The 18,185-nt window shown below is 55.7% G+C and carries 16 protein-coding genes; 14 read left to right on the forward strand and 2 right to left on the reverse strand.

The window, feature by feature from the left end; genetic code table 11:
- The first annotated feature begins 10 nt into the window (after positions 1-10).
- The 14 genes from BLT54_RS19470 to BLT54_RS19535 all read left to right on the forward strand — a co-directional run bounded on the left by BLT54_RS19470 (position 11) and on the right by BLT54_RS19535 (position 14,508).
- Complete coding sequence (locus BLT54_RS19470; protein WP_009808028.1) at positions 11-1,195, forward strand: lipid-transfer protein; 1,185 nt, start codon at positions 11-13, stop codon at positions 1,193-1,195.
- Positions 1,192-2,007: an SDR family NAD(P)-dependent oxidoreductase gene (locus BLT54_RS19475; RefSeq protein ID WP_229678646.1), complete on the forward strand. Its 816-nt coding sequence runs from the start codon at positions 1,192-1,194 to the stop codon at positions 2,005-2,007. The genes BLT54_RS19470 and BLT54_RS19475 overlap by 4 nt, the downstream gene beginning before the upstream one ends.
- Positions 2,008-2,218: 211 nt before the next feature.
- On the forward strand, positions 2,219-3,007 hold the full coding sequence (locus BLT54_RS19480) for an enoyl-CoA hydratase/isomerase family protein (protein ID WP_009808030.1): 789 nt from the start codon (positions 2,219-2,221) through the stop codon (positions 3,005-3,007).
- 12 nt (positions 3,008-3,019) lie between these two features.
- On the forward strand, positions 3,020-4,258 hold the full coding sequence (locus BLT54_RS19485; RefSeq protein ID WP_009808031.1) for a thiolase family protein: 1,239 nt from the start codon (positions 3,020-3,022) through the stop codon (positions 4,256-4,258).
- Positions 4,259-4,267: 9 nt separating this feature from the next.
- Positions 4,268-5,404 carry an acyl-CoA dehydrogenase family protein gene (locus BLT54_RS19490; protein WP_009808032.1) on the forward strand — a complete coding sequence of 379 codons (1,137 nt, stop codon included), beginning with the start codon at positions 4,268-4,270 and terminating at the stop codon, positions 5,402-5,404.
- Between the two features lie 8 nt (positions 5,405-5,412).
- Positions 5,413-6,186 carry an SDR family NAD(P)-dependent oxidoreductase gene (locus BLT54_RS19495; RefSeq protein ID WP_009808033.1) on the forward strand — a complete coding sequence of 258 codons (774 nt, stop codon included), beginning with the start codon at positions 5,413-5,415 and terminating at the stop codon, positions 6,184-6,186.
- Positions 6,187-6,190: 4 nt separating this feature from the next.
- Positions 6,191-7,306 carry a CaiB/BaiF CoA transferase family protein gene (locus tag BLT54_RS19500; RefSeq protein WP_009808034.1) on the forward strand — a complete coding sequence of 372 codons (1,116 nt, stop codon included), beginning with the start codon at positions 6,191-6,193 and terminating at the stop codon, positions 7,304-7,306.
- A 5-nt stretch (positions 7,307-7,311) separates the two neighbouring features.
- Complete coding sequence (locus BLT54_RS19505; RefSeq protein ID WP_218129412.1) at positions 7,312-8,184, forward strand: branched-chain amino acid ABC transporter permease; 873 nt, start codon at positions 7,312-7,314, stop codon at positions 8,182-8,184.
- Positions 8,185-8,187: 3 nt separating this feature from the next.
- Positions 8,188-9,267: a branched-chain amino acid ABC transporter permease gene (locus BLT54_RS19510; protein WP_009808036.1), complete on the forward strand. Its 1,080-nt coding sequence runs from the start codon at positions 8,188-8,190 to the stop codon at positions 9,265-9,267.
- Entirely contained in the window at positions 9,264-10,031 is a 768-nt protein-coding gene (locus BLT54_RS19515) for an ABC transporter ATP-binding protein (RefSeq protein WP_009808037.1), read from the forward strand. Before BLT54_RS19510 ends, BLT54_RS19515 begins: the two co-directional genes overlap by 4 nt.
- Positions 10,028-10,798 (forward strand): ABC transporter ATP-binding protein, encoded by a 771-nt coding sequence (locus tag BLT54_RS19520; RefSeq protein WP_009808038.1) that lies wholly within the window; start codon positions 10,028-10,030, stop codon positions 10,796-10,798. The genes BLT54_RS19515 and BLT54_RS19520 overlap by 4 nt, the downstream gene beginning before the upstream one ends.
- Positions 10,795-12,642: an AMP-dependent synthetase/ligase gene (locus BLT54_RS19525; RefSeq protein ID WP_009808039.1), complete on the forward strand. Its 1,848-nt coding sequence runs from the start codon at positions 10,795-10,797 to the stop codon at positions 12,640-12,642. The genes BLT54_RS19520 and BLT54_RS19525 overlap by 4 nt, the downstream gene beginning before the upstream one ends.
- 20 nt (positions 12,643-12,662) lie before the next feature.
- Complete coding sequence (locus BLT54_RS19530) at positions 12,663-13,826, forward strand: ABC transporter substrate-binding protein (protein WP_039965744.1); 1,164 nt, start codon at positions 12,663-12,665, stop codon at positions 13,824-13,826.
- Positions 13,827-13,887: 61 nt separating this feature from the next.
- Positions 13,888-14,508: a TetR/AcrR family transcriptional regulator gene (locus BLT54_RS19535; protein WP_074647008.1), complete on the forward strand. Its 621-nt coding sequence runs from the start codon at positions 13,888-13,890 to the stop codon at positions 14,506-14,508.
- 314 nt (positions 14,509-14,822) lie between these two features.
- On the opposite strand, the gene BLT54_RS19540 is transcribed toward BLT54_RS19535, so the two are convergent.
- Together BLT54_RS19540 and BLT54_RS19545 are read right to left on the reverse strand one after the other, a co-directional pair.
- Complete coding sequence (locus tag BLT54_RS19540) at positions 14,823-16,028, reverse strand: GIY-YIG nuclease family protein (protein WP_074647010.1); 1,206 nt, start codon at positions 16,026-16,028, stop codon at positions 14,823-14,825.
- The gene (locus BLT54_RS19545; RefSeq protein ID WP_074647012.1) at positions 16,021-18,069 is read right to left on the reverse strand and encodes a pseudomurein-binding repeat-containing protein; all 2,049 of its coding nucleotides are present in this window, start codon (positions 18,067-18,069) and stop codon (positions 16,021-16,023) included. Before BLT54_RS19545 ends, BLT54_RS19540 begins: the two co-directional genes overlap by 8 nt.
- Positions 18,070-18,185 lie beyond the last annotated feature (116 nt).

Below are 18,185 nucleotides of genomic sequence, written 5' to 3' on the forward strand. Positions count from 1 at the left end.
GAGACCCAAAATGACTGCCATTATTGCCGGTGTCGGCATGATCCCTTTTGCAAAACCGGGCGCATCGGCACCTTACGACGAGATGGGCGAGGTGGCGATCCGTCTTGCACTGGATGACGCCGGTATCGCGTTCGAAGACGTGCAACAGGCCTATGCCAGCTATGTTTACGGCGACAGCACAAGCGGGCAGCGTGTGATTTACCGCGTGGGCATGACGGGCATCCCGATTATCAACGTGAACAACAATTGTTCGAGCGGTTCAACAGCGCTTTTCCTCGCACGGCAGGCTGTCGAAAGCGGTGTGGCAGAATGTGTGCTGGCGGTGGGTTTTGAACAGATGGCCCCCGGTGCGTTGGGTGTTGTCTTTCCCGATCGCCCGTCACCGCTGGCGGAATTTGATGCCGCCACGGACCGGCTGATAGGGGACGTCGATCTGCCGATGACGCTTCGGTATTTCGGCGGTGCGGGCAAGGCGCATATGGAACGATTTGGTACGAAGATGGAGACATTCGCCAAAATTCGGGCCAAGGCTAGCCGCCATGCCGCGAACAACCCACTCTCGGTTTTCCGCAAGGAGATGACCACGCAGGATGTAATGGGTGCGCAGGTGATCTGGCCCGGTGTAATGACACGGCCAATGGCTTGTCCGCCCACCTGCGGCGCTGCGGCGGCGCTTGTGGTGTCCAAAGGGTTCGCTGAAAAAATGGGCCTTGATACAACTGTACAAATCCGCGCGCAGGCAATGACAACGGATAAACTGCTGGACCCTGAAACCGGCGACATGATCGAAGTGGTTGGCGCCAGGCTGAGCCGTGATGCCGCGCGCATGGTCTATGAAAAGGCGGGCGTGGGTCCTGACGATATCGACGTGATCGAATTGCATGACTGTTTCGCGCAGAACGAATTGATTTCCTACGAGGCCCTGGGGCTATGTGCCGAAGGTGATGGCGAAAAGTTGGTCGATGATGGCGACAACACCTTTGGCGGGAAATACGTCACGAACCCGTCTGGTGGTCTGCTGTCAAAGGGGCATCCACTGGGTGCTACGGGGCTGGCACAGTGTTTTGAGTTGACCAACCAACTGCGTGGAAAGGCAGAGAACCGGCAGGTCGATAATGCGCGGCTTGCCCTCCAGCATAACGTTGGGCTGGGCGGTGCGGCGGTTGTTACACTTTATGAAAGGATTACAGCATGACAAAACCACCAATGAGAGATCGTGACGATTTCGGCGTGGCACTTGTCACCGGTGCAGGTTCTGGCATCGGACAGGGGATTGCTTTGCGGCTGGCGGAGTTGGGCGCGAGGGTTGTTGTCACTGATATTGCCGAAACAGGCATAGCCGATACGGTCAAGCAGATCGAAGCGGCAGGTGGTACAGCGCTTGGGCAAAAGCTTGATGTGTCGGATCCGGCATCGGTGAATGCGGCATTTGACGAGACGGAACGCTGGGACAAATGCGTGGATGTGCTGGTGAACAATGCGGGTATCGTCGGGATTAATCCGTTCCTCGATTTTCCTTTGGAAGACTGGAACCGCGTTATGGCTATCAACCTGACAGGCAGCATGTTGTGCGCGCAACTTGCTGCGCGTGAAATGGTTCGTCAGCGATATGGCAGGATCATCAATATCACGTCGGTCAGCGGCATCCGCGCAGGGGTCGGGCGCACGGCTTACGGCACGTCCAAGGCGGCCTTGGTGGGGCTGACACGCCAGATTGCGCTTGAAGTTGCGGCGCATGGCGTCACGGCAAACGCGATTGCACCGGGCGCCATTACAACTCCGCTCACCGAAAGCACCTATACCGAAGAAACGGTTGCGCGCCTGTTGCCGATGATTCCGGCGGGTTACATGGCCGACCCTGCGGATATCGCGGCGGCAGTTGCCTATCTGGGCTCGCCTGATGCGCGATATGTGAACGGTGAAACACTGGTCGTTGATGGTGGATATGTCTGTGGCGGCATGATGCAGACTGGCTCGCTGGATCTGGGCACAAAAAGTTCGTCCTGAACACAAGGTGTCGCGCGGCGAGGCATTTTTTCATGTCGCGCGCATCATCGGGGAACGCACTATCTTGATGTCGCCGGATTGCTGATTCTCCGATCAAATCGGACGGGAGAAACCGACAACCTACAAGCCTATGTAACCTAACGTAAATTAGTTCTTGATTTGATTATATATTTTTGATTACTTACTGGTAAGTAAATAGAAAGACGCACGCATGACTCAAGCGAATGTACTGGTCGAATACCGTGGTCCGGTTGCGTGGCTGACGTTGAACAGGGCCAACAGTCTTAATGCACTTTCTGTCGACCTCATTGGGGAACTGCGCGCCGCGATAAGAGAGATCGCTGTGGCAAAACAGGTGCGCGCAATTGTGCTGACGGCTGCGGGGCGTGCGTTTTGCGCCGGTGCCAATCTGAAGGAAGTCCTCGCTGGTCTGGATGATGCCGATACGCAAAAGGGTGATTTTCTTGACGCTATCGGCGCGACGTTTCAAGCGCTGCGTGATTTGCCGAAACCGGTGATCGGCGGGCTGAATGGCATTACCGTTGCGGGCGGGCTGGAACTCGCGATGTGTTGCGATGTGCTGATTGCGGGCGAGAGCGCCAGAATTGGCGATGCTCATTCGAATTTTGGTGTGTTCCCTGGCGCAGGCGGCGCTGCTGTCTTGCCGTGCCGGATCGGACTCGCAAACGCGAAATACCTCTTGTTTTCGGGCCAAAGTCTACCAGCGCGCGAATTGATGCGCATGGGGCTGGTGCAGGAAGTGGTTGGTGATGACGCGCTTGAAGCGCGGCTGCACGAGTTCAGCCAGTTGCTGGCGACCAAAAGCCCGCTGGTCCTGTCGCAGATGAAGCGGGTAGCCAATGCATCCATCGAAATGACGCAGGTGGAGGCGCTGAAACAGGAACTTGCCGTGCTGCGCGAACATCTGAAATCCAACGATGCGGCCGAAGGACTTGCCGCATTCGGTGAAAAACGAAAGCCGGTTTTCACCGGCACATGAGCGGAGATTGAAATGACAAAAATTTACATTGCCGGGGTCGCGATGACCAAAATGGGACGCCTCGACGGGGCAACGGTAAAGTCGCTGACCTGCGAGGCTGTCGATGGCGCGATGGCGGACGCCGGCATTGGCAAGGATGACATTCAGGCTGCCTACTACGCGAACACAACACAGCGACATCTTGAGGCGCAGTTGATGATCCCGGGCCAGATCACCCTGCGCGAGATGGGATTTGAGGGCATCCCGATGGTAAACGTCGAAAATGCATGTGCCAGCGGGTCAACCGCGTTGAACCTTGCGGCTCAATTTCTCAAAGCAGGCGAGGGTGACGTGGCTTTGGCCGTTGGGGCCGAAAAAATGTGGACAGGTGACAAAGCTAAGATGTTCAGCTTTTTCGATGGCGCGTGGGATGTGTCCACCGTTGAGGAAAATACCGAAAAACTGATGGCGCTGGGCAAAGGCATCGACGTGCCGAATGACACCACTTCGGACAAGCCGTTTTCAGTCTTTATGGCGATTTACGGAGCGTTCGGGCTGGCGCATATGCGCACGTTCGGCACGACCCAAAAACAGATTGCTGCGATTGCAGCAAAGAACCACATGCATTCGGTTGAAAATGAAAAGGCGCAATTCCGCGCGCCTTATACCGTTGACGAAATATTAAGCGCACCACCGATCACTTATCCTTTGACCCTGCCAATGTGCGCCCCGATGAGCGATGGCGGTGCCGCTGCGGTTCTGATGACCGAGGCCGGATTGAAAAAGTTCGGGATCAGCCGGGATCGTGCCATCGAAGTGCGCGCCAGCGTGATCCAGACCGGATCAAACCGCGCGCCGGAGGATTATGAGAACCACCTGACCGCGATTGCGGCACGGCGGGCATATGAAATCGCCGGTATCGGTCCCCAAGACGTATCAGTTGCCGAAGTGCATGACGCAACAGCGGTGGGTGAGTTGATCCAGATCGAAAACCTTGGGCTGTTCCCATTTGGCGAAGGGGGTGCTGCATCCGAGCGCGGTGACACCTCCATCGGCGGGCGGGTGCCGGTGAACCCGTCGGGCGGGCTGGAATGCAAAGGCCACCCGATTGGCGCGACTGGGTTGGGCCAGGTTTACGAACTGGTATCGCAACTGCGCGGTGAATGTGGACCTAGACAGGTCGAAGGTGCGCGGATCGCCATCGCGGAAAATGGCGGCGGTTTGATCGGTATCGAAGAGGCCGTGGCCTCCATCCTTATTCTCGGGCGCTAGGAGCGAAAGATGTTCAAAACCGAAGAGCAGATAATGGCTTGCGATTCCTTGCGCCGGTTTCTGGATGACCAGATCGAACCGGAATACCTGAAGGTTAAGGATGCGCCGTTCGAAAAAGAAGTCATTCAGGGTTTCATGACGCGACTTGCCGAGTTCGGTCTGACATCGGCCCCGCATCCCGAAGAAGCGGGCGGTATGGGGCTGGATTGGACCACCCACCTGATGCTGTTCGAAGAGGTTGGTGTTACGGCAATAGATATCGCGCTGCCCATTCTGATCAACGTGGTGGCAGGTGAGATTCTGCTGAAGCTCGGGTCTGATGAGATTCGCAAAAAATATATCGGTCCGTTGCTTGCCGGTGAAATTACCGCGTCGATGGGCATATCGGAACCAAATGTCGGGTCCGATGTGGCCGCTGTCAAAACCCGAGCGCGGCGGGACGGCGATGACTGGGTGATCAATGGCGAAAAGACCTGGATCACCAATGGTCGCTTTTCGGATTTCCTGATATGCACCTGCGCCACCGATGAGGGCCTGACCCATATTCTAGTGGATCGCAAAGAGCATGGCTATGAAACCCGCGACATCAAAAAAATGGGTCTGAACGCACAATCCACGGCACAGATCTTTCTTGATGACGTGCGTGTGCCGATTGCAAACACGATAGGCGAGGTCGGCCGCGGCTTGCAGCAAACGCTTGTGGTGTTTGAACGGGCGCGCGTTCACATGGCCATGTGGGGAATCTCCCTGGCACGGCGCGCGTTGGAAGAGTCGATCAGATATGCGCAGGAACGCAACCAGCACGGCAAGCAGATAGCGGGTCACCAGCTCATCGCAGACAAGATCGCCGTAATGGCCACAGAGATTGATGCTGCGCGGCTTTTGACCCTCCGTGCCGCTGGCATGATCGACCGCGGCGAACGCTGCGACAAGGAATGTGCCATGGCCAAATGGTACGGCACGGAAATCGCAGTGAACGCAACGCGCCAAGCAGTGCAGATCCACGGTGGCAATGGTGTCACCACCGATTTTATCGTCGAACGGCTGGCGCGCGAGGCCATTATCGGGCCGATCCCGGACGGGACTACAGAAATACAAAAATTGCTGATCGCACGGACGCTTACCGGCGTGCAGGCATTCAAATAGGAGCGGTCATGGAAATCGAAGGCAAGACAATCATCGTCACCGGCGGGGCATCGGGTCTTGGCGCGGCGACGGCGAAATATCTGCGAGCACGCGGTGCCAAGATTGGTATTTTCGATATGTCGCAGGGCGCTGGCGATGCGCTGGTCAAGGAACTGGGTGCTTCAAACGCAATGTTCTGCAACGTCGATGTGACCGACGATGAAGGCGTGGACGCGGCAGTTGACGCCGTGGTTTCAAAATTCGGTGCGCTGCATGGGTGCATCAACTGCGCCGGGGTCGTCAGCCCGATGAAAGTGATCGACCGTGACGGCAAGGCCGCGTCGCTCGACACATTCCGCCGCACGGTTGATATCAATCTTGTCGGCACATTCAACGTAATGAGCAAAGCTGTTCAGCGGATGTTGTTGAATGAACCCGAAAACGGCGAAGAGCGCGGTGTTGTTGTCAACGTCTCCTCTGGTGCTGCGATGGAAGGGCAAATCGGCCAGCCGGCTTATTCGTCGTCAAAGGCGGGGGTGATGGGCCTTAACCTGCCTGCCGCGCGCGAACTGGGTGCCAAGGGCATTCGCGTCAACGCGATTGCACCCGGCCTGTTCGGCACGCCGATGGTCATGTCGCTGCCCGACAACGTGATCGCAAACCTCGAAGCCTCTGTCGAAGCGCCCAAGCGTGTCGGCCGGATGGAAGAATTCGCTCATTGCTGCGCCTTTCTGATCGAGAATTCATATATGAACGGCGAAACCGTGCGGCTTGATGCTGCCACGCGCCTGCAGGCGAGATAGGGCGATGCTGCAACGCTCAGGTCCCCTCAAAGGTGTACGCATTGTTGAAATGGCAGGTCTTGGCCCTGCGCCGTTTGCTGCGATGCATCTGGCTGATCTGGGCGCTGAAGTGGTGCGCATCGCGCGGCCCGGTCAGAAATTTCCGTTGCCGATTGATGCGAAATACAATCTGTTCAACCGCTCGCGCCGCAGCCTGACACTTGACCTGACAAAGGCCAGAGATGTCGACCGGCTCTGGCAGTTGATCGAACGTGCCGAGGTGCTGATCGAAGGGTTCAGGCCGGGCAAAATGGAAAAGCTGGGATTTGGTCCGGAACAGGTGCAGGCGCGCAATCCGGCCTTGGTCTATGGCCGATTGACCGGATGGGGACAGGAAGGGCCGCTGGCACATGCAGCGGGCCACGACATGAATTATGCCGCCATAACCGGTGCGGTTTGGGGTTTGGGCGATGCGGACCGCCCGCCACCTGCACCGATGAACCTGATCGCGGATCAGGGCGGCGGCGCGATGATGCTGAACGTTGGTATCCTTGCAGCCCTGACTCATGCGCGCGCCACGGGGCAGGGGCAGGTGGTCGATACGGCCATGACGGACGGGGTTAACCTGCTGATGACCATGCAGCACGGGTTGGTCGCATGTGGCGCTTGGTCTGATAAACGGTCTGGCGATTTTATCAACGGCGGCGTTGCGTGGTATCGTTGTTACGAAACGGGCGATGGCAAATATGTGTCCGTTGGATGTCTCGAACCGCAATTTTTTGCCGAACTTCTGGCACTTCTGGGCCTCACAGACGATCCGCGCTTTGCCGATCAATACGCACCCACCGCGCAGGCCAGTATGATGGACGCGCTTACGGAGATTTTCCTGACTGCGACCCAACAGGAATGGTGCGATATTCTGGAAGGCAGCGACGCGTGTTTCGCACCTGTGGTTTCTCTGGCTGACGCATCGGATCATGCGCATAATCGCGCCCGGGGCAGCTTTGTCACAGTAGGTGGCATCGAGATGCCGACGCCCGCACCGCGATTCTCGCGAACACAACCCGACACACCGACGACCGGAGATGCGGGAGAAATCAGCCTTGATGAAATCCTTGAACACTGGGGGAACAACGCATGACTGCCTTGTCTTTTGCCGATGCGATGCAGCTTTTTGTGGTCGGCCTGTCACAAGGGTGCCTTTATAGCCTGATCGCGATTGGTCTGGTGCTTGTGTATAAGGCGACTGAGCAGGTGAATTTTGCCCAAGGCGAATTCATGATGCTGGGGGCATTTGTCGGGTATCAGTTCATCGTGCTGATGGGGATGCCCTACTGGCTGGGTGCGATGTTGACATTGGTCTTCATGGGCGCATTCGGCTACGGCGTCGAAGCGCTTGTGGTGCGGCGCCTGACGGGCCAGCCGGTGTTCACTGTCTTTATCCTGACGCTGGCATTGGGTATCGCGCTCAGGGCGGTTGCAGGGATAATTTGGGGGTTTGGCAACTATTCGTTGCCTGCTCCGGTTGATGGCAATCTTACACTGGGCCCAGTGATCATTTCTTGGGCCAGCGTGTTGTCGATTGTTGTCACCGCGGTTGTCGCCAGCGCGCTGTACCTGTTTTTCCGTTACGCTCGGCAGGGTGTCGCCATGCAGGCGTTGTCCCTGAACCAGTTAGCAGCGTTCTACATGGGTATTCCTGTGAAACGGCTGACATCCTCGATCTGGGCAATGTCCGCGATCTTTGGCGGGATTGCCGGACTGCTCCTGGGGCCAATGACGTTGGTTTCGACGCAGATGGGTTTTATCGGGTTCAAGGCATTTGCAGGGGCAATTGTCGGTGGTTTCGGCTCCATCCCCGGTGCGGTGATCGGTTGCTTGCTGATCGGTGTGACGGAACCGTTTTTCGATATCATGTTCCCGACCCTCAAAGGAATTGGTGCCTACTTGATCATGTTCCTTGTGCTGTTGATCCGTCCGCAAGGCCTGCTGGCCCAAATTTATGCAAAGAAGGTCTAAGCCATGCGCGTAATTTTTCGCAAATCCTATGTTCAGGACATCCAGCTTTTCCGCGACCGTGGACAGGCATTCTGGTATCTGCTGTTTGCCGCGATCGCACTGGCCGCGCCGCTGTTTCTGGACGGCTATTTTCTGGATGAACTCTCATTCGTATTCATCTATGCTATCGCGGGTCTCGGGCTAATGGTGCTGACCGGATTTTCCGGGCAGGTGAGTTTCGGACAGGCGGCGTTTGTCGCAATCGGTGCCTACACTCACACGATCCTGCTGACCCGTTACAGCGTGCCGTGGCTTTTGTCGCTGCCGATAGCGGCGTTGGTGGCTGGGCTGGTCGGGTTGGCCGTCGGACGGATCTGCGGAAAGATGCACGGGCTGTATCTGGCGATTGCCACGCTTTCGATTGCGATTGTGACCGAACGGCTCATCGGTGGTGCGGGCGATTTCACAGGCGGTCATCGTGGCCTTTCGGTGCCGGAAATCAATATTCTCGGGCTGGCCATCGACGAAAGCTGGAAAGTTTATCTGCTGAATTTTGTCATCTTCGTGGGTTGTATCCTGATCGTTCGCAACCTGACACGCACAAGGTCGGGTCGCGCCATGATTGCGATCCGCGACTCCGAAGTGTCGGCGCGGGCGTTGGGAACCAATGTGGCCTTCTTCAAGGCATATGCGTTCTTCATCTCGGCAGTTTTTGCGGGCCTCGCGGGCGGGCTGCTGGCGCACGCCTTCTTCTACATCACGCCGGAAACCTTCGGAATGGGGGAATCCATCCGTCTGCTGTTGATGATCGTCGTCGGCGGGATCGGAACCATCCACGGCGCGGTTTTTGGGGCGTTCTTTATCGTGCTGCTGCCAACCGTGTTGAGCTGGGTCAAGATCGTGCTGCCCAGTGCAGTCGCCACGTCCGGCGGTTTCGATAGTCTTGCATTCGGTCTGATCCTGCTGGGGTTCATCCTGTTCGAACCTGACGGACTTTATGGACGCTGGACCAAGATCCATCACTATTTCAACGTGTTCCCGATGTACAAGAAGCGCAGTTTCCAGCGTCAGAAGACATTCCTCAAAACGGAGCGTTTAAGATGAACGGGTTGGAGATAGATAACGTATCGCTTTCCTTTGGTGGTTTGAAAGCGGTGGATGGCTTGAGCTTTTCAGTTGAACCGGGGTCGGTGTTCACCATCATTGGCCCCAATGGCGCGGGCAAAAGCACGGTGTTCAACCTCATCTGCCGGATTTACGATCCGTCGCAAGGCGACATCCGGTTCAACGGCAAAAGCCTGCGAAAAGCGAAATCCCATGAGGTAATCAACCACGGCATTGCGCGGACGTTCCAGAATATCGAACTGTTCGAACATGCGTCATTGCTTGATAACTTGCTGATCGGGCGCATCCGTCACGGCAAATTCGGGCCTCTGAGTGAGCTGTTTTTTACCCGTTCGCAGATGCGTCAGGAACTGGCCCACCGCCGCAAAGCCGAAGAAATAATCGAGTTTCTTGATCTCGAAGGCTACCGTCATGCACGGGTTGCGGATTTGCCGTATGGCGTGCGCAAAAAGACCGAAATGGCCCGCGCGTTGGTGTCGGAGCCAAAGATCCTGTTGCTGGACGAACCGTCAAGCGGACTGACCAGCGAGGAAACCGACGATACTGCTTTTGTGATTGAAGATATCCGCGAGGTCCTGGGTGTCACCGTTGTTATGATCGAACACGACATGAAACTGGTGAACAAAGTTTCGGACATGGTGCTGGCCATCAACGAAGGCCGGTTTCTTGCAAGCGGCAGCGCATCCGAAGTTCAAAGCGATCCCGATGTTCAGGCGGCATATCTGGGAGGGCAGGCAGCATGACCGAGGTACTGCGCGCCAGCAACGTCGAAACGATGTATGGCAGGGTGATGGCCATTCGCGGCATCAGCCTGACGGTCAAGGAAGGGTCGGTCGTTACGGTCATGGGCTCCAATGGGGCGGGCAAAACGACGATTTTGAAAACCATCTCCGGCGCGCTTGATCCGTTCAAGGGGCAGGTGGAATTTGAAGGGCGCGATATCACCGCGCTTGACCCAGATGTCATCGCGCGCGTCGGCATCGCCCATTCACCCGAAGGGCGCGAAGTGTTTTCCCTCTTGTCGGTCAAGGACAACCTGATGATGGGTGCCTATTGCCGCAAGGATCGCGATGAAGTGGCGCGTGACTTGGAAAAGGTGCTGGGCTGGTTTCCCGTGCTGCGCACCTTTCTGGAAAAGCAGGCGATCTATCTATCTGGCGGGCAACAACAGATGTTGGCTTTGGGTCGCGCGTTTATGCAGCGTCCGCGCGTGATGTTGCTGGACGAGCCGTCGCTGGGCCTGTCACCGCTCCTGATTTCCGAGATTTTCCAGATCATCAAACGGATCAACGTCGAAGAAGGCGTGACCATGTTGCTGGTTGAACAGAACGCCAGTGTTGCGCTGCCGGCCGCCGATTTCGGGTACGTCCTTGAAACCGGCCGGATCGTTATGGAAGGTGAACGCGACGTTCTCATGAAAAGTGCTGACATTCGCGAATTCTACCTTGGCATCAAAGCAGAAAGTGCGCGCGGCGACCGCCGCTGGAAAGCAAGAAAGACGTGGCGATGAACACAATGCAAGACCAATCCACCGCAGGATGGACGCCGCCGCCGGTCCAGATTGACGGCTGTGACACGTTCTCCAAACTGTTCCGGCAGAACTGCAAGAAGTTCGGCAACAAAATCGCAATCCGCGAAAAGGATTTCGGCATCTGGAAAGAATTCAGCTGGCTGGACTATTACGCATCCGCGCGCAGGGTCGGGTGTTCACTTATGGCGTTGGGCTACCGTGAAGGTGACGTGGCCGCGATCATTAGTGAAGACAACAAGGAGTGGGTGTTTGCCGACCTTGGCATCCAGTGCATCGGGGCCACGACTCACGGGCTATATCCTACTTTGCAGGAAAAGCAAGTTGCCTATCAGTTGAACGATAGCGGAGCGAAGGTGCTATTCGTTGAGGATGAAGAGCAGCTAGATAAGTATCTGGGTGTGGAGGACCAGCTTGATCATCTCGAAAAAGTTATCGTATTTGATATGGAAGGGTTGCGCAGTTTCCAGCATGACAAAGTCATAGGCTGGGAAGAATTTCTCGCACTGTCGGACGCTAAAATCGAAGAACTGAGCGTTGAATTTGAGCGCCGCGTTGATGCGGGCGATCCCGAAGATATCGCAACGCTGATCTATACGTCCGGCACAACCGGTGCTCCCAAAGGTGCCGCGATGTCGCACCGCTTCTTTCTAGCGCAATCGGATAATTACCCCGAATTGCCGCTCGGACCGGGCGATGAAGTTTTGACGTTCCTGCCGCTGTGTCACGCGGCCGAACGGATCCTGTCTGTCTGCGTGCCGATCCGTCACGGCATAACCATCAACATCGCGGAAAGCGGCGATACATTTGCCGCTGACATTCAGGAAGTCGCGCCAACATTCATCTTTGCGGTGCCGCGCGTGTGGGAAAAATTCTATTCCCGTATCAATTTTGTGATGAATGATGCCACCGCATTTGGCCGGTTTGCCTATGACCAAGCCCTGAAAACGGCTGGACGCAGGGAGGCATTGATTGCTGCGGGAAAATCTGTGCCGACGATGCTTAGGCTTAGGCATAAGGTGCTGGACTTTCTGGTGCTTCGAAATATCAGGGTCGAACTGGGACTGGCGCGCGCGCATACGATCGTATCGGGTGCGGCACCGATTTCAGCCCGACTGCTCAGCTGGTTCAATGCCCTTGGGGTGACAGTACAAGAGGCATATGGCCAGACCGAAACCGGCATTGTGACTGCAACCATACCGGGCAGATCACCGATCGGTTCCATCGGCCGGGCAATGCGCAATGTCGAAGCGAAACTGGCCGATGACGGTGAAATCCTCATTCGCTCATCCAGCAATTTTTCGGGTTATCTGAACCAGCCTGAAAAGACGGCGGAAACCGTGGTCGATGGCTGGGTCTATACGGGTGATGTTGGGACGATGGATGCCAATGGTGACCTAACTATTCTGGACCGCAAGAAGGACATCATCATCACCGCAGGCGGCAAGAACATTACGCCTTCGCAGTTGGAAAACGAGCTCAAATTCTCGCCCTATATTTCTGATGCGGTGATCATCGGGGACAAGCGCAAATACCTGAGCGTGCTGATCATGATCGACCACGAAAACGTTGAAAAATACGCGCAGGAAAAGCGTATCCCGTTTTCCAACTACAAATCCCTGTGCGCAAACACCCAAATCCAGGACTTGATCGAAGGCGAGGTGGAACAGGCGAACAGCGGTTTCGCGCCGGTCGAGCAGGTAAAGAAATTCCGGCTGATCGACGTACTTTTGACAGCCGAAGACGACGAGCTGACTCCGACGATGAAGCTTAAGCGCAACGAGATCGAGCGCAAATACAAAGACCTGATCGAAACGATGTATTGAAACACCAAAGGGAGAGACCAATGAAGAAACTAGCAACAGCACTTGCGTTTACCGCAATGACAGCCACCGGCGCGATGGCCGAGGGGCTGCAGGGCGTGACCGACGACATGATCACGCTTGGCACCTATACGGACCTAAGCGGGCCGTTGGCAGTCTGGGGTGTGCCCGAGGCGAATGGCCTGCGCATGCGCGTGGACGAGATCAATGCGGCGGGCGGCATTCACGGTCGCCAGCTTGAGATTATAATCGAGGACACGCAATATCAGGTGCCCCGCGCGATTCAGGTTGCAAACAAACTGATGCGCCGCGACCAGATTTTTGCGATGGTTGGCGCGCTTGGCACACCGATGAACCTAGCGATCATGCCGCAACAAATTGAAGCGGGAATTCCCAACATGTTCCCGATGTCGGCCGAGGTCGAGATGTATGAACCATTGGATCCGATGAAATACGCATTTTTTCGCAGCTATACAGACCAGTTTCGCGCGGGCGTTGCATACTTCAAGGAAAATGGTGATTTCTCAACACCCTGCATTGCGCAACTCGCAAATGAAGCTGGTGAATCAATGGCGCTTGGCGTCACGCAGCAATTGGCAGAGTATGACATGAAAGTCGCGGCCAAAACGGAGCATTCGGCAACCGAATCCGATATGCTCTCGTCTGTAACCACATTGAAAAACGCCGGTTGCGATATCGTGTTTCTGGCGGGTGGGGTGCGCGATACAATTCTAGTTGTTGCAACATCTAAAAAGCTTGGTTTTGAACCGACTTTCGTGACTGGAATGGTGTCCTATATGGATGCAGTTGCGACTGCCGCTGATGGCGCGATGGATGGTCTATATCTGGTATCGCCTTTTGTTTTTGCGAACGCAGGAGACTCCGAAGGGGAAGCAAAACGTATCCTGGAGAGTTACAGCGAAATTTACGGTGAAAAGATGGCCCCACAAGCGCAGCTTGGTTACGTTTTCATCGACCTGATTGCCGTGGCGCTCGAAGCTGCTGGTCGCGATCTGACGACCGAAGGATTTCTGGCCGCAACCGAAGCGATCACTAGCTATGTTGATCCGATCGGCGGCCAGTCGGTCAGCTTTGGCCCGGAAGACCATCAGGGCATCGAAAGTCTGATTATGGCAAAAGTCGAAGACGGTAAATGGACTATTGCGGCCCGCGGGCTCGACTACTAATCTGTCAGTGATAAATGCGGGCGGTGCTTCGGTTCCGCCCGTTGGTTTTGAAAGAGTAGCTTTGACTAGAATCCATTGGCACAAAAAAACCAAAGATGCCAAAGGCCAGCAAAAGCTGAAACGGCGGGCCATGCTCAATCTGGCCGCGCATTCGTTTTCAACAGTCGGATACAAACAGACATCGATGGATGACATCGCAGCGGCACTCGCAGTCACCAAGCCCGCGCTTTATTATTACGCCAAAAACAAAGAAGATATCCTGATGCAATGCGCCCGCATCTCGCTGGAGCGGGTCGAGCTATGCTTCACATCGGCAAAGGAAGTTCAGGGTAACGGGCTTGATCGTATCCGCGTATTCTTTAGAGTCTATGCGAACATGGTTGTGAGCGAATTCGGCTCTGCCTTGATGCGCGAAGCGCGGCGCAATCTGACCGGAGAAAATCAGAAGAATTTGCGTCAGACAATGATAGACGGTCAGAATTTTCTTGAAAGTATTATCGCAGAAGGGATCAAAGACGGTTCTATCCGCGATTGCGACTCAAAGCGCCTCGCACATGTGCTTTTTTCGGCCTTCAACCAGATGCCGATCTGGTATAATCCGAAAGGGCCGCTTAACCCAGAGAGTATTGCAGATGAAATGCTGGAACTAATCATCCATGGCGTGGGTGCGAAGAATACTTGATTCTAAATTTGTTGCCTATTCAAACAGCGCCGATTTTATTAAAGATTTAACATAAGATGGACTCTCGGATTTTTGAAGGAGCACTTTCATAATTAACATAAACTTCATTATGCGAATCTATCATGTACGCGGGTGCGCGCTACCCCCGACTGCGACTCTTGTTAGAAAACAAAAGGCGCAAGATAGAAGGTTGGCGGTACGCTGGGGTGCCGGTGAACGTGATGGCGCTCGACCATATTCCGCGAGTTCAAGCGCAATCCTTCTCCGATCCATGCATCCCGCTGGTCGAGGTGCCATAGAGTGTCACGCAGCATCTATTGCGGCATCTCCCCCGAAATCCGTTTGAGTCCGGCAGCGCGGGGATCATAGTGATAGCCCGTTATTGTGCCGTCCCTGATCTTTTCGACAGCGTCGTTGATTACAAAGAGAGGAACGAGGAACCATTCTCGCGGGACCACAGGCCTTCCAAAGCGATCCATGATCTCGATCTCGAGCCGTGCAGGTTCGAAAATGCGGTGGATCAGGTTCTCCAACTTGGACCGATTGATGTTGTAGAGCTCGTATGTCGCGACCACCTCGACATTCGCCATCAGAAACGTCGGCTGCAACTGCGCGCCGGCGATCCGCTTCTCGACGCTCATATTGGTAACGCCGATCTTGTGCACCAGTTCCCGGTTTTCCGTGACGAGTGGATGATCGGATTTGCTGCGAAGCACATAAATGATCCCGCTCGCCTCATCACCATCGATTGTCTGGTCCGAAAAAAGTGGGCCTGCCGATGGGTCAGTGATTCGGCGTCCCGCGCCGTCCTTGTTCAACGCGCGCTGGAGCGAGCGCATCAGCATGTTGCTCTCGGTGCCGTTGTCAAAAATCACCCGCAGACGAGCATCGGTACGACCTTGCTCATTCGTGATGGTCTCACCCTTTTCAGTAACATAGGCTTTCTGACCGCCGACGATGAAAAAGCGGCCCTTCTCAATCTCGGCTTTCATCTCGAAAGGGCGGGTCTCCCGCAAACCGCTATCCAGTTCTTTCTGGACCATCTCGAACAATGGCTTGAACTTCGAAAAATCTTCGCATTTTTCGCGATTGGCGACCTCGTCGGCGGCCTTTTTCTCGGCTGTAGAGCGGACATGCTTCAATTCTGTGAGTGGTGACTTGGCTACTTCTACGCCCAACTCAGCGAGCAGGGCATCGTCTTCTAGATCTTCGGCGCCCGACGTTGAGGCCGCAAAGGTTTCTGCAAGAAGACCTTGCTCGTCCAGTGGGGCAAGGAGATCGCGGCACTCCTGCAAGTCGCGGATCCGATCAAGACGCACGGCGTAGAGGCGTTCAAAGATATCAAGATCCTCCCCGTGTTGGGGAGGCTGGCCATGCTCCTCTGCAAATCGCGAGATTTCCTCAAAACCTGCGACGATGCGTTCTTCGCGTGGTGTGCGGCTGAGCTGCTTCTTGACTTCGACCTCGACGCCAAGCTCAGCAAGGAGGGCATCATCTTCGTCGGTGAAACTCTTAGCCATTGGCAGCTTCCTGCTTCATGCGCGCGAGATAAGCCACACCTTCGGCCATTTTCTTTTCCCACGGGTCCGGTGAAGTAATCGACGGCAGGCGGCCTCGCTCTTGCTTGAACTTGACGGCTCGCTTCGCAAGATCGCGCGCCTCATCCGGTGACAGTTGCACTTTTTTCGCCGAGATGACGGCCTGGACCTGCCGAAGGCTTTCCTCGCTCATAGTCTTTGCCAGAATCGAGTAGGCTTCGCCGAACGGGTTGATGCGATCAATCAGGTCGATGTCGAGTTCGCGCACGTCCATTGCGAATTTGCGCACCCCGTCGATCAAGGCGGTATTGCCGGTTGTTTCTGTGTCATCGCGGTTCGACAGCGCGATCTCTTTTGCCTTTTGGGTCAGGTTCAGCGCAGCAACTGCGTGTTGGCGCACCGCTTCCTGATCCTCTGCATCTAGCTCTGGGAACCTAGCACCGACAATCTTGCCCATGCGGACCTGCGTCAGTTCCTCCGGCACCAGCTCTTCGTCGAAGAGACCCCGTTCGATCGTAGTCTTGTCCTGAACGAAAGCTGTGATGACCTCATTGAGGTCCTCTTGGCAGATGCGCTTGGCTTCCTTGCTCTTGGGTTCGACCAGGCCTTTGATTTCGATCTGGAACTGCCCGCTGGCCTCGTCGAAGCCGACGTTTTCCTTGTTGGGATCATAGCCGCCCTCACCGTAATCAAACCCTTCGACAGGGCCACTTTTCACGGTCTTGGGTGTGAAGTTGAAACGCGGGGCCAGCACCTGTTCCATCAGCAGGCTCGCTGCGATCGCTTTCAGTGTATCGTTGACTGCCTCGGTCACGGCTTCGGCCGCGGCGTCGGGCTCCGCGATAAGGTTGGTGAAGCGCGCGCGCATCTTGCCCTCGGCATCGCGGGTGGCACGGCCGATGATCTGCACGATCTCCGTCAGGCTGGCGCGATAACCCACCGTCAGGGCGTGTTCGCACCAGATCCAGTCAAACCCTTCTTTCGCCATCCCGAGGGCGATGATGATGTCGACATGGTCGCGGTTGTTCTTATGCGCAGGGTCCTTCAGTGCGTTGGACACCTTGTCCCGCTTGGCCGGTTCATCATCGACCAGATCGGCGATGCGCAGCACCCGCTCCTCGGGCGTCTTGACCAGCTGAAAGCCTGTGATGGGATCCGCTCCCTGCCAATCGCCCAGGGCGTCAATGATATGCTCGACCTCGCGATGCTTGTCCTTGGTGCTTTCGCGCGAGTTCACGTTCGGGATGTGAAGGATCGTCTTCTCGGTCGGATCCAAAACCTTGAGAATGTCGTCCGCATAGGACCCGGAATAGAAGAAATAACCGATGTCAAGCGTCTTGAGGTATTTGTAGCCATTCAATTGCTGATAGTAGGTATAGGTGAAGGTATCGAACTTTGCCTCATCTTCGGGCGACAGAACGGCTTCGGCATCGCCGCGGAAATAGGACCCGGTCATCGCAACCAGATGCACCTTGTCGCGCGCGACAAGGGCGCCCAGATGCGTGCCCAGCTTATTATCAGGGTTGGCAGAGACGTGGTGAAACTCGTCTACCGCGATGAGCCGATCGTCAAACGCTTCAATCCCGAACTTGTCCACGGCGAACCGAAAGGTCGCGTGGGTGCAGACCAGAACCTTGTCGTCGCTCGCCAAGAACTTGCCGACAGCGCCCACTTTGCCATCATCCCCGCCGGGAGCGTTGCACAGGTTCCATCGCGGTTGCACGGTCCAGTCTGCCCAGAAGCCGTACTTGCTCAGTGGCTCGTCGTTGAAGCTGGACCCGATGGATTTTTCTGGCACCACGACGATGGCCTGACGCAGGCCCTGGTTGTATAGCTTGTCGAGTGCTATGAACATGAGCGCGCGGCTTTTGCCAGATGCCGGCGGCGACTTGATCAGCAGGTATTGCTCGCCCCGCTTCTCATAGGCACCCTCTTGCATTTCGCGCATGCCAAGCTCGTTCGATTTGGTCGAGCTTCCATTGGCCGCGTAATTGACAGAGACGGAAGGAACTTGCTTTGTCATGATGTTTTCCTTCTGAGGGGCGCAGAATCATTCGCTTTAGGGCAGGCAATCAAAACCCGATCAAGTAGCGATACCGCACCACGCCTATCGTAACAGTATGATTTATATGTATTTTC

The sequence above is a fragment of the Celeribacter baekdonensis genome (assembly GCF_900102315.1).
Taxonomy (GTDB): domain Bacteria; phylum Pseudomonadota; class Alphaproteobacteria; order Rhodobacterales; family Rhodobacteraceae; genus Celeribacter; species Celeribacter baekdonensis.

Excerpts from the sequence above, each read along its gene's own strand:
- BLT54_RS19470 (WP_009808028.1), top strand. The coding sequence starts at position 11 with ATGACTGCCATTATTGCCGGTGTCGGCATGATCCCTTTTGCAAAACCG.
- BLT54_RS19475 (WP_229678646.1), top strand. The coding sequence starts at position 1,192 with ATGACAAAACCACCAATGAGAGATCGTGACGATTTCGGCGTGGCACTT.
- BLT54_RS19480 (WP_009808030.1), top strand. The coding sequence starts at position 2,219 with ATGACTCAAGCGAATGTACTGGTCGAATACCGTGGTCCGGTTGCGTGG.
- BLT54_RS19485 (WP_009808031.1), top strand. The coding sequence starts at position 3,020 with ATGACAAAAATTTACATTGCCGGGGTCGCGATGACCAAAATGGGACGC.
- BLT54_RS19490 (WP_009808032.1), top strand. The coding sequence starts at position 4,268 with ATGTTCAAAACCGAAGAGCAGATAATGGCTTGCGATTCCTTGCGCCGG.
- BLT54_RS19495 (WP_009808033.1), top strand. The coding sequence starts at position 5,413 with ATGGAAATCGAAGGCAAGACAATCATCGTCACCGGCGGGGCATCGGGT.
- BLT54_RS19500 (WP_009808034.1), top strand. The coding sequence starts at position 6,191 with ATGCTGCAACGCTCAGGTCCCCTCAAAGGTGTACGCATTGTTGAAATG.
- BLT54_RS19510 (WP_009808036.1), top strand. The coding sequence starts at position 8,188 with ATGCGCGTAATTTTTCGCAAATCCTATGTTCAGGACATCCAGCTTTTC.
- BLT54_RS19515 (WP_009808037.1), top strand. The coding sequence starts at position 9,264 with ATGAACGGGTTGGAGATAGATAACGTATCGCTTTCCTTTGGTGGTTTG.
- BLT54_RS19520 (WP_009808038.1), top strand. The coding sequence starts at position 10,028 with ATGACCGAGGTACTGCGCGCCAGCAACGTCGAAACGATGTATGGCAGG.
- BLT54_RS19525 (WP_009808039.1), top strand. The coding sequence starts at position 10,795 with ATGAACACAATGCAAGACCAATCCACCGCAGGATGGACGCCGCCGCCG.
- BLT54_RS19530 (WP_039965744.1), top strand. The coding sequence starts at position 12,663 with ATGAAGAAACTAGCAACAGCACTTGCGTTTACCGCAATGACAGCCACC.
- BLT54_RS19540 (WP_074647010.1), bottom strand. The coding sequence starts at position 16,028 with ATGGCTAAGAGTTTCACCGACGAAGATGATGCCCTCCTTGCTGAGCTT.
- BLT54_RS19545 (WP_074647012.1), bottom strand. The coding sequence starts at position 18,069 with ATGACAAAGCAAGTTCCTTCCGTCTCTGTCAATTACGCGGCCAATGGA.